Source organism: Psittacicella gerlachiana (genome assembly GCF_003585965.1).
Classification (GTDB): domain Bacteria; phylum Pseudomonadota; class Gammaproteobacteria; order Enterobacterales; family Psittacicellaceae; genus Psittacicella; species Psittacicella gerlachiana.
The window spans coordinates 1-6339 of the sequence record NZ_NRJF01000166.1 but is presented as its reverse complement, the minus strand read 5'-3'; the positions used below and the strand labels follow the sequence as shown (position 1 = coordinate 6339).

Here is a 6339-nt window from a genome sequence, read left to right as displayed (position 1 = left end):
TATGAACTATCATCGAATAACAATTACATTAAAATAATTCCTCAAGCTCCAACTAGGGGAATCATTACCGATCGTAATGGTATAGGTCTTGCTTTAAATAAAGAAGAGTATGGAGTCTATATTCTTCCTGTTAGTAATCGTAAAGCAAGAGCTGACTTTGATAAACTCAAACAAATCATTGATTTGTCTGAGGATGATTATAATAAGTTTTTACAAAATAAGCGAAATAATCTTTTTCGAGCTCCTACTTTACTTAAAGGAAACCTTACAAGCCAAGAAATAGCTAAAATTATGGTTAATAAATATCGTCTTGACGATATTAGTATAGAACCTATCTATACTCGTTACTATCCATTTGGTACAGCTTTACCTCATATCCTTGGTTACGTAGGGTCAATAAACAATCGTGATAATCAGTACATTCAATCCTTAGACGAAAAAACTAGAGCTAACTATGCAGGTTCTACGCAAATAGGAAAAATAGGAATTGAAAAGTCTTATGAAACTAAACTCTTAGGAACTGTAGGTTATGACTCGGTAGAAGTTAATTCAACAGGTAATATTTTAAAAACCATCGATAGTAAAGAACCAATTAGTGGTAATAATTTACGCCTAGCTATAGATCTTCCTTTACAATTGTATGCTCAAAGTTTATTAAAAGACCAAAAAGGGGCAATTATAGTTTCAAATCCAAAAACTTCTGAAATTCTTGCGATCGTAAGTATGCCAACTTATGACGCTAATGCTTTTGTAAATGGTATTAGTTATAGTGCTTATAATGAATTACTCTATGATCATGATAAGCCTCTTTATAACCGTGCGACTATGGGAGTATATCCTCCAGGCTCAACCATTAAACCTTTCTTTGCCTTTACTGGTTTAGAGAGTAAATTAGTAACCGCAAATACGACCATTTGGGATCCTGGTTATTGGATCTTACCTCGCACAAATCAAAGATACCGAGATTGGTTAAGGTCTGGACATGGAACGGTTAACCTCCATAAAGCAATTGTTGAATCTGTAGATACTTACTTCTATGACTTGGCTTATCGCATGGGAATTAATACCATGGCAGAGTATATGACCCAGTTTGGTTTTGGAAGTCGTACGGGAATAGATATCAACGAGGAGTCTAGTGCCTTGTATCCTACCGAAGAATGGAAAATGCAACGTTTTAAACGTCCATGGGTCGCAGGTGATACCCCACCAGTTGGTATAGGGCAAGGATACTTTTCAGCTACTCCAGTTCAATTAATAAAAGCTTTAAACACTTTAATCAATAAAGGTAAAGTTACCACTCCTTACTTAGTTCTTGATCAAGCTAAACATAATGCAGATCACTCAACACAAATCGAGACTACTCAAGCAAATTCTCATTATATATTTCAGGATGCTCCAAAAAGCTATTGGAATGATGTTTTGCGTGGGATGTATGGCGTAAACCATGAACGTGGAGGTTCGGGACTTGCAGCTTTTGCCAACACTCCTTATACCTCTGGAGGAAAATCAGGAACAACTCAAGTATTTAGTTTAAATGGTGGTGACTATCGTTCACAGGACTTAAAAAAATCTTTACACGATCATGCCTTATACATAGCCTTTGCTCCATTTGAAAATCCAGAAATATCGGTTGCGGTAATTGTAGAAAATGGAGGAGGGGGAGGAAGAGTTGCTGGACCTCTTGCAAGAAAAGTAATAGATTATTATCTTCTTACAAGATTACCGCACTTAAATAAATCTCTTACCTGCTCACAAATCCAACAATATGCAATTGCTGATTTGGAAAATTTAGGCTATAAAGTTGATAACTCAGAAGTGTTTAATTTACAACAATTAGCACCAGCAAATCTATATTGTCAAAGTGAAGCCTCTTCTAATTAAATTTTATTTTACTTCACTTTTCAAACACAGGTAAACATACTTTGTCTTGGTTTAAAAAGATTTTTTCGATATTTGATAACCTTGATTTTATAACCTTAGCAATAATCATATCCTTAGCAGGATATGGAACTTTAATGGTATATTCTGCCACTAATGGTAGCTTTGGTTATATGGATCGTAAAATTATCCAAGTTTTACTTGGACTGGGAGTTATCTTTGTTGTTTCTAATATAAAGTATACTATTGTCCAAAGCTTAGCTCTTCCCTTCTTAATTTTTACTTGTTTTCTCTTAGTTCTAACTTTGATTTTTGGGATTACAAGTAAAGGAGCAACAAGATGGCTTTATCTTGGAATTCGTTTCCAACCTTCTGAGCTAGCCAAATTAGCCGTCCCAATTTATGTCTGCAGTTTTTTAGGACAACAAGAAGGAACTTTAGGTTGGAGGAACCTAATAATTTCTAGTATTGCCGTAGCAATTCCTAGTGGTTTAGTGATCTTACAGCCAGATTTAGGAACAACTATTCTCGTAGCTCTTTCAGGACTAATTGTTATCTTCCTCTCGGGTCTATCTTGGCGCATTATTATAGTTGCCATTATAACTTTAATTGTCCTTGCTCCTTTATTTTGGGAATATGGGATGCATGACTATCAAAAGACTCGAGTTTTAACCATTCTCAACCCTAATGCAGATCCTCTAGGGGCAGGTTATCACGTTAACCAATCAAAAATTGCTATAGGCTCTGGAGGAATTATGGGTAAAGGGCTACTCCAAGGAACCCAAGTACAATTAAATTTCTTACCAGAAGCTCATACCGATTTTATCTTTTCGGTACTTTCAGAAGAATTGGGACTTATGGGAGTCACGATTCTTTTCTCGCTCTTCTTTATTCTCATTTTACGCATGTTTTGGCTAGCAACTATTGCAACTAATAAAGTAGCTAAGCTCTTATGTGCTTCACAAGGATTTATCCTCAGCATCTACGTAGTAGTTAATGTAGGTATGGTCTCAGGCTTATTACCGGTTGTAGGAGTTCCTCTACCTTTTGTAAGCTATGGTGGAACTTCATTTGTAAGTCTTTGTATTACTTTTGGACTCGTAATGGGAATTTATAAACAAACCCAAAGAGAAAAGAAAAGCTTTAAACAAAATTCATATAACTACTAATAATTTAATTCTCAGTTATTCAAGAATTTTTATTAAAAATGTTGTATACTTGTAACGCAAGAAATTATTTATATAATTTTAATAAAGATAGGTAATCTAAATGCAATCAGGATTTATCCAAGAAAAAAAATATTACGATGATAAAAACTATCCACACGGTTTTAACCGCTCTGGGGATTACACTATTCACGAATCAGAAGTACTAGAAAACTATGGTACTCGTCTATCTCGTTTAGCTTCAGGTGTAGTTGAACCTGAAAATGATGTTGAAAAACACTTTGTTGATGTTACTATCAATCCTGCAGACTTCGACGATATTAGCTTTATTGAAAAAACTTGGCTTAAATATCAAAGATTAATTACTGAAGTTAAAAGAGTTTATATTCTTGCAGATGGTAATAACGTTCTCTTTGACGAAACATCTGGTTTAGAATAATTAAAAAAATAGGTGAGGCCCTAACCTCACCTTTTTCAATTTTTGTTTCTAGTTTTATGTTATTACAAGAAAAAATCTCCCTCTATAAAGATTTAATTAAAAATAATTTACCTTCTTTTGCTCTAAATAATTTAGATGTTTTCTCAGGTGAGCAATCAGGATATAGAATGAGAGCGGAGTTTGGTATTTTCCATCAAAATACTCCAAACTATCAAGTTCTCCACTTTACTCATGATCCTAAAACTAAAGAAAGAATTTTTTGTCACGGACACTTTGATATAGCTACTCCTCTAATTAATTCCTTAATGTTAGCCCTCGAGAAATTTTGTAGCAAAAACTATGAGTTTAGCCACAAGCTATTTCAAATTGAATACTTAACGACAACTACCAAGCAAGTAATTATCAGTTTGCTTTTTCATCGTAAACTCCATGAAGAACAAGATTTAGAAAAAGCTCAACAATTACAAGAATTTCTCCTGCAAAAGAATTTAATTCCAACCCAAGAAATTAATATTATCTTACGTGCTCGTAAAAATAAAATTATTGTTGGAAATAACTTTATTAAAGAAAAATTTATCGTTGATAATCAAGAAGTATCTCTTTATCAAGTAGAAAATAGCTTCTCTCAACCTAATGCTCAAATTAATGAGTTAATGTTAAACTATGTAAAAAAACATGCCTCTACTAAGAATGATATTCTTGAACTTTACTGTGGGGTGGGGAACTTTACCATGGTTTTAGCTCAAATCGGAAGAAAAGTCTTAGCTACTGAGGTAAATAAACAAGCTGTTGAGTTTGTATATAAAAACCTTGCTTTAAATAATATCCATAATGTGGAAGTAGGAAGAATCTCTGCTGAAGAATTTGTGCAAGCAATTTATAAAGTAAGACCTTTTCGTCGTCTTGAACACATAGATTTAGATAGTTTCAATTTTGATACAGTTTTTGTAGATCCTCCAAGATCAGGATTAGATCAAAAATCTTGTGATATGATAAGTAAATATCCACAAATTATTTACGTAAGCTGTAATCCTCAAACTTTAGTAGAAAATCTACAATATTTAATTGAGCAACATAACTATCAAATTAAGCATTTAGCTTTATTTGATCAATTCCCACAAACTTCACACTGTGAAAGCGTGGCTATCTTGCAACGTAATTAAAAACTGGATTACCCTTGCTAATTTAACTAGATAACTTCGATTAAAAAAGCTTAAGAGTTTTTTTAATTTTTGCTGTCTAACAAATTAAAGAATAAATAATCTAGATTTTGCTTAAGCATACTTTTAAGCACACACTTGGCTAACTTTTAATTTTAATATATTAATATACATATAAATGTATTTGGAGAATCCTGTGTTATTAGGAACAAATACTCTTACTTTAGACCTTAGCTTCTTTATCCCTAGCTTACAACTCGAAGGGGAAACAACTAAAAGCGAGTTTTTTAAAGTAATAAAGCAAATAGATAAAACAAAACATTTTGCTAATCTCTATGAACTTTATAAGTTCTCATTTACTGAGTTTAAAAAGTATGAACAAAGACTTGAAAACTTTGTCAAGAGTAAAGGATTAGCTCAAGCAAATGTTTTTCCCGAACCTACTACTTTTGAGTTTAATTTATTCAATTTTATTGATATTTTTAACTATGCCGTAAAAAGTGAGATCGAACCAGCTTTTAGTAAAGTGAAACACGATCATGAATCAACTTTAGCTTTGGTTTACTTTCAAGGTAATCTTGCTATAGCCTATAAAAATAAAAAGGGTGAACTAACGACCACAAAAAACCCAGTTTTTGTAGACTTTCTTAATGGAGAAGTAGCAAAAAGAGCTGAAAATATTAATAATTTACGCTCCGAAATCGTTGTACGTGCAACTTTGAGTAAAAGACTACCAGTTACTCAGCAATATATTCTTGATGCTACCGCTGGGTTTGGACAAGATAGTTTCCTTTTAGTTAGCGCAGGGGCAAGCGTCCTCATGTTTGAACGAAACCCAGTAATCGGGATTTTACTCGCTGACGGCTTAAGACGTTTACAAGAAGGCTATGCTCATCCAGTACCATTAAACCTACGTTTTCCTGTAAGCATTACTTCTAAAGCAGGGAAAAGCATTTGTAAGGATTTAAACTTTACCAGCGTGTACTTAGATCCTATGTATCCGCATAAAAACTCTACCGCAAAAGTAAATAAAAATATGCAAACTATACAAGAAATTGTAGGTTTAGATGCAGATACTAATGAACTGTTTAATAGTGCTCGTAGCTTAAAAGCAGCTCGCATTGTGGTTAAACGCCCTAAAAATGCACCTTTCTTAGGTGAAGTAGAAACTCTAGATGCAGTTAAATCTCCGTCGCATAGATTTGATCTTTACTACTTAGGCAAAGATAATCTTTTTGTAAAAAACACTTTAAATGGTTATGTAGGCAAAGATCTCTTAGAGAGTTTAAACAACCTCAGAGTAATCCCTGAACAAAATAATGTTACTTACGAAAATTTAATTAATTGTCGTAAATTTGTTAACTACGTAAACTTACAGCAAGAATCTTTCTTTGCAGAAAAAGGTAAGTATCATTCTGTAGTTTGTGCTTATAGTCGTCTTTTACATACAGACACTCTTGTTGCTCGTGCGATTGATTTTGACACTTATAAGCAATATCGTGACCGCATGATTAGTGATCTTAATTTTGAAGTTCCGGGTGATTCTGAGTATCGTTTAAAAACCTTCTTATACTGTCCTGAATTAGCCGAAAAAGCAAGTTTAGCTCTTGCCGAACTCAATAAAGAGAAAAGCAAAAGTAAAAAAGATAACTCTAAAAAAAGTAAAGCTAAAAATAAAAAATAAGTAAAAAGGATC

Annotated in this window: 5 protein-coding genes; all 5 read left to right on the top strand. The window is 33.2% G+C overall.

Annotated features, from left to right (window positions below):
- A partial coding sequence (gene mrdA, locus CKF59_RS05610; protein WP_119534980.1) for a penicillin-binding protein 2 occupies positions 1–1881 on the top strand: 1881 nt, incomplete at its 5' end.
- Between the two features lie 41 nt (positions 1882–1922).
- Positions 1923–3047 (top strand): rod shape-determining protein RodA, encoded by a 1125-nt coding sequence (gene rodA / locus CKF59_RS05605; protein WP_119534979.1) that lies wholly within the window; start codon positions 1923–1925, stop codon positions 3045–3047.
- Between the two features lie 100 nt (positions 3048–3147).
- On the top strand, positions 3148–3483 hold the full coding sequence (locus CKF59_RS05600) for a MaoP family protein (RefSeq protein WP_119534978.1): 336 nt from the start codon (positions 3148–3150) through the stop codon (positions 3481–3483).
- 56 nt (positions 3484–3539) lie between these two features.
- Positions 3540–4646, top strand: a complete 1107-nt coding sequence (trmA, locus tag CKF59_RS05595) for a tRNA (uridine(54)-C5)-methyltransferase TrmA (RefSeq protein ID WP_119534977.1) — start codon at positions 3540–3542, stop codon at positions 4644–4646.
- A 193-nt stretch (positions 4647–4839) separates the two neighbouring features.
- Positions 4840–6327: a class I SAM-dependent methyltransferase gene (locus tag CKF59_RS05590; RefSeq protein ID WP_222985617.1), complete on the top strand. Its 1488-nt coding sequence runs from the start codon at positions 4840–4842 to the stop codon at positions 6325–6327.
- The last annotated feature ends 12 nt before the right edge of the window (positions 6328–6339 follow it).